This window comes from Fodinibius sp. (assembly GCF_041642155.1).
GTDB lineage: Bacteria > Bacteroidota > Rhodothermia > Balneolales > Balneolaceae > Fodinibius.
Genome location: NZ_JBEPWZ010000192.1, coordinates 1 through 5,681, shown reverse-complemented (window position 1 = coordinate 5,681; position 5,681 = coordinate 1). Strand labels below are relative to the sequence as shown.

Genomic DNA, 5,681 nt, shown 5'->3' with positions numbered 1-5,681 from the left:
CGAAGAGGAAAGCGAAGAGCCCGAACCTGTTGAAGCCCAGGAAGATACGGAAGACGAAGAAGAAGAGGACGAAACGTATGATGAAGTTGAGGACGCCCCGGAAGAAGCAGCGGCAACTGCGGAAGGCGATGAGGAAGCGGTAGAAGAAGTTCCCGTCGAGGCAGAAACCGAAGAAGAGGCCCCTCCGGCCGAAGAGGAAAGCGAAGAGCCCGAACCTGTTGAAGCCCAGGAAGATACGGAAGACGAAGAAGAAGAGGACGAAACGTATGATGAAGTTGAGGACGCATCCGAAGAAGCAGCGGCAACTGCGGAAGACGATGAGGAAGAGGTAGAGGACGAGTATGATGAAGAGGAAGAGGAGTCAAAAGAAGAAGGAGTCATCCGTGGCCGTGCCGGCCGGCTGAAGGGCACGAAGGTTGTAGGGAAAGTCAAAATAGACGAAAGCAAGCCCAAACGGCGTAAAAAGCGGAAGCGGAAAAAAGATCGCCGTGATGATGACGATTCCAGCTCTACCAAGAAAAAATCTAAAAAGCAGGATAAGAAGAAGAAAAAGAAAAAATCCCGCCGCCGGGGCAAACGCGTAGATGAGGAGGACGTCGAGCAAAAAATGAAAGAGACGCTGCGCAAGATGCAGTCGTCCGAAACGGTGGGAAGCCGGCGCCAGAAACGACGCCGCCAGCGCAAGGAGGAACGAGAAGAAGAGGAGCTGCTGCAGGCCGAATTAGAAGAGCTGGAAGAGCAGATACTTGAGGTAACCGAATTTATCACGGTCAGTGATTTGGCCGATTTGATGGGCGTGAAGGCCAACGAGGTGATTACAACCTGTATGAATCTGGGCATGATGGTCTCTATCAACCAGCGCCTGGACGCCAGTACGATCGAACTGGTGGCGGAAGAGTTCGGTTATGAAGTGGAATTTGTGGATGCCGAGGAGGCGATTGAAGAGATTCAGCTGGAAGAAGACGACCCGGAAGATCTGGAGCCGCGGGCCCCTATTATTACTGTAATGGGACACGTTGATCACGGTAAAACGTCTCTGCTCGATTATATACGGAAGTCGCACGTAGCGGAAGGCGAGGCCGGTGGAATTACCCAGCACGTGGGGGCCTACGAGGTTCAAACAGACGAAGACCGGCCTATTACTTTCCTGGATACCCCCGGACACGAAGCTTTTACGGCCATGCGTTCGCGCGGGGCCAAGGCCACGGACATAGTTATTTTGGTCGTGGCAGCGGATGATGCCGTGATGCCCCAGACTATTGAGGCTATAAATCACGCCAAGGCAGGCGGGGTCCCGATAATTGTGGCGATCAACAAGATGGATAAACCGGGCGCCGATCCCGATAAAATTAAACAACAGCTGGCCGAGTACGATGTTATTGTTGAGGAGTACGGCGGTACCAACCAGGCCGCTGAAGTTTCGGCCATGACGGGTGAAGGTATTCCCGAACTGTTAGACAAGGTGCTGATCGAGGCCGAACTGATGGAACTCAAAGCGAATCCCGATCGTACCGCGGATGGCGTTGTTCTGGAGGCCCGGGTGGATAAAGGAAAAGGCATCGTGGCGAATATACTGGTACAAAATGGTACCCTCGAAGTCGGTGATGCGTTTGTAGCGGGACCCTGCTTTGGGCGTGTACGGGCGATGGAGAATGAGCACGGTAATCGCGTGGAATCGGCCGGCCCTTCGGTACCGGTTCAGCTGACCGGCTTTGATGACATTCCGCAGGCGGGGGACAAACTTGTGGTGCTGGAAGATGAGAAGAAGGCCAAGGATATTGCCAATCAGCGGCAGCAGATTCGCCGAGAGCAGGAGTTACGTAAATCCAAGCACTTGACGCTTGATGATCTTTCACGGCGACTCGCTCTCGGAGAAGTATCGGATCTCAATATTATCATCAAGGCCGATGTGGACGGGTCCATTGAAGCGTTATCGGGATCATTGCAGAAGCTGAGCAATGAGGAGGTTTCTGTAAATATTATCCACACGGCCGCCGGAGCCATTACCGAATCTGACGTACTGTTGGCTTCCGCCTCCGATGCCATTATTATTGGATTCCAGGTGCGTCCGACCGCCAATGCACGGGCGGTGGCAGAAGAGGAAGAGATTGATATACGGCTCTTTAGTGTGATTTACGATGCCGTGGACGAGGTCAAGGATGCCATGGAGGGCATGCTCTCTCCCGAAATAAGTGAAAAACTGTATGGAAATGCTGAAGTGCGCGAGATCTTCAAGGTCTCTAATGTGGGAACCATCGCCGGTTGTTATGTAACCGACGGCAAAATAAACCGTAATAATCCGGTGCGTGTAGTGCGTGAAGGCGTGGTGATATATGATGGTGAAATAGACGCCCTCAAACGTTTCAAGGATGACGTCAAGGAGGTACAGACTGGCTATGAATGCGGTATAAGCATTGTCAATTATAACGATATAAAAGTCGGTGATGTCATTGAGAACTACGAAATTGTCGAAGAGCGTCGTAGTCTTGAGGATGTACAGGATAATAGTTAATCATTCCTTCTAAAACCGGATTTCTCACACGCATATTACTGTATACATTACAGCCTTTTGCAAAGCAATAAGTTGCATCAATATTTAATCTTTTTAAAAAATAACAAGGTGTTTTTCCTGCGAAATTTATCCGTCAGCTGCGTTAAAGATAAAATGGTGTGCTCAATGTACCCAGGTACATTTCCGCGATCATTGTATCTTCGCCTTGCTGACGAAAAAATTTCTTGGTGAGAAAACCGGTTAAACCGTTAAGCATATTTGATGTTATGAGCATTCGGACCGAGCGATTGGGTGCCGTTATCCAGCGGGATCTCGGCAAGATCATTCAGAAGAGCTATCAGGCCAGCGGATCGTTTATTACCGTTACCAAAGTGGAAGTAACGCCCGATCTCCTGATTGCAAAAGTGCATCTCAGCGTCTATGCACCGGGGAAGGATGAAGATGCCATTTTTGAACATCTGCAGGAGCAAAAAGTAACTATCCGCAAAACGCTGGCCGAAAAGATTCGTCACCAGGTACGCCGGATCCCGGAATTGCACTTCATCAATGATCAGACCGCCGAATATGTGGAAAAAATGGAAGGTCTCTTTCAGAAAATTCGCAGGGAACGGGAAGAGCGACACGGGGACGCCGAAGAATAGATCCCACGTGGGTTAAGGCCAGCAGGTCATAAGATGATCAATTGTTTTTTTGATCCGTTTTAAGTTTTGTATAGTTTCCTCATTTTGATGTCAGGTTCTGAAAATAGCTAAAGACGTAGTACTGCAATGGCTGAGCTTATTTTATTGGAAGAGGTGGAACGCGATCCCCAGACGGTGTTGACTGTAGGTACATTCGATGGGGTGCATGCCGGACACCGCGCCATCCTGGACACGGTTGTTGAGGAAGCCCGGGAGCGATCGGCGCGCAGCGCACTGGTAACATTCGACCCCCATCCCCGGAATATTATCAACCCGGGAGAGGGCGGAATCAAACTGCTGACAACGATCCAGGAACGCTCGGAAATTTTAAATGAGCTGGGCATCGACGAGATGGTGGTTATCCCCTTTGACCGGGATTTTTCGCTTTTGAGCTCTGAAGAGTTTGTGCGGGACATTATCCATGAAAAGATTGGCGTCAGTCGGTTTGTGATCGGCTACGATCATCAGTTCGGGCGTAACCGGGAAGGGACCATTGAAACGATTGAGCGACTGGGTAAAGAGCTGGGATTCGAGGCGTATGTTGTTTCACGACGTGAAATCGGAGAGCAGACGGTAAGCAGTACCGCCATCCGTAAAGCGATAAGCGAGGAAGGCGACGTAGAAAAGGCCGCCCGTTTTTTGCAGCGCCCGTACCGGTTGAATGGTACGGTTGTCCACGGTGAAAAACGTGGCAAGGAAATCGGATATCCGACCGCTAACATCAAACCGGAGCATCCGCAGAAGGTCATACCCCGGGACGGCGTATATGCGGTCCGCCTCCGGGTTATGGAGCACTGGTTCAAGGGAATGATGAATATCGGAACCCGGCCTACCTTTCATGATCAGAAACGGACTCTCGAGGTGAATCTCTTCGACTTTGATGAGGATATCTATGGAATTGAGGTACAGGTGCGTTTTTTAAACCGCATTCGGGATGAAGTTACATTCGAAGGTATTAATGAGCTTATCCAACAGCTTCGGAAAGATGAAAAAAGGGCCAGGGAACTACTCTCGGAGCATTAATTATTGCATAGGATTACTGAATAACTTATCTTTGACCGCTATTAAGTTTATAAAAAAATGCAGATTGAAGTAAAGCAAAACAGAACATAATTATCACATGGCGATAACTAAAGAACGCAAAGAAGAAATTATCGAAAAATTTGGCGGATCCGGTGAGAATACGGGATCTTCGGAAGCTCAGATAGCTATTTTTACCGAGCGAATTAACGACTTGACGGAGCATCTTAAAGATAATAAGCAGGATCACGCTTCCAGACGGGGGTTGTTGAAGCTGGTAGGAAAGCGAAGAAAATTGCTAAACTATCTTAAGAAAAAAGATATTGAAAGATATCGTGAGCTTATTGGTGAGTTAGGAATTCGCAAGTAAGCTGGAGAAGGCACGTTTGGTTACAAGACGTGCCTTTTTATTATATCTATAGTTAATTCGTTTTGCATTTCTTGTGGCAGTAATAGAACCCATCCCTTTATATAGATACAGCAAGTCTCATACAGGAAAAGAATGACAGCATTCATGAAAATTTAAATTGAATCAAGATTATAATGAAAGAAGATTTTAGAAGTGTCGAATTTGCACCCGGAAAATCGCTATCTATCGAAACCGGGCGTATAGCCAAGCAAGCAGACGGTGCAGTGGTCGTCCGCATGGGTGACACCATGGTCCTTTGTACTGCAGTCAGTTCGAAAGAGCCCACGGATAAACCCTTTTTTCCGATGACCGTGGATTTGCGCGAGAGTTTTTCCGCAGGCGGCAAGTTCCCGGGTGGATTTATTAAGCGGGAAGGCCGCCCGAATGACAAAGAAGTCCTTTCCAGCCGGTTGATCGACCGAAGTTTGCGTCCCCTTTTCCCGGACGGTTATCGCTTTGATACGCAAATCATCTGTTCGGTGGTGTCGTCCGACGGCGAGCACGATGGCGATGTCCTGGGCGGGGTAGGTGCGTCAGCCGCTCTCCATATTTCGGATGTGCCGTTTGCGGGTCCCATCGCTGAAGTGAGAATTGGCCGTGTGGATGGGGAATTTATCGTCAATCCGACGCTCAGCGAGATGGAAGCCAGCGATATCGATATGATTATTGGCGGTACGGCGGAAAGCGTCATTATGATGGAAGGCGAGATGGAGGAAATCTCAGAAAAAGAGATGCTTGATGCTATTAAAGAGGCCCACAGGTCGATTAAGAAGTTATGCGCTTTCCAGGAGGAACTGCGCGAGGAGTTTGGAAAGCCCAAGCGGGAATTTGAGCCCGAGCCCGTCGATGAAAATCTCAAAGCAAAAGTTCATGAGCTCGCTGAGCAGAGAATCCGTGAAGTGGTAAGTACCGGACTCGGTAAAGAATCATACGGCGAAAAACTGGACGAGGTTAAAAATGATGTTGTCGAAGAGCTGACGGATACGGAAGAATATGCTGATGAAAAAGGCACGATCAAGGAAATCCTGAGTAAAATAGAGAAGCATGAACTCCGGGCATT

The 5,681-nt window shown here is 49.0% G+C and carries 4 protein-coding genes and 1 pseudogene; all 5 read left to right on the top strand.

The features are described 5' to 3' along the window. Positions 1-2,512, top strand: a 2,512-nt coding sequence (gene infB, locus ACESLU_RS10720; protein ID WP_372638646.1) for a translation initiation factor IF-2, incomplete at its 5' end; no start/stop codon positions are given. Positions 2,513-2,778: 266 nt separating this feature from the next. Further along, entirely contained in the window at positions 2,779-3,153 is a 375-nt protein-coding gene (gene rbfA / locus ACESLU_RS10715) for a 30S ribosome-binding factor RbfA (protein WP_372638645.1), read from the top strand. A 126-nt stretch (positions 3,154-3,279) separates the two neighbouring features. Beyond that, positions 3,280-4,215 carry a bifunctional riboflavin kinase/FAD synthetase gene (locus ACESLU_RS10710; RefSeq protein ID WP_372638644.1) on the top strand — a complete coding sequence of 312 codons (936 nt, stop codon included), beginning with the start codon at positions 3,280-3,282 and terminating at the stop codon, positions 4,213-4,215. 97 nt (positions 4,216-4,312) lie between these two features. Beyond that, positions 4,313-4,582 carry a 30S ribosomal protein S15 gene (gene rpsO / locus ACESLU_RS10705; protein ID WP_372638643.1) on the top strand — a complete coding sequence of 90 codons (270 nt, stop codon included), beginning with the start codon at positions 4,313-4,315 and terminating at the stop codon, positions 4,580-4,582. A 173-nt stretch (positions 4,583-4,755) separates the two neighbouring features. Further along, positions 4,756-5,681 (top strand): annotated as a pseudogene (locus ACESLU_RS10700) (polyribonucleotide nucleotidyltransferase); the annotation flags it as partial.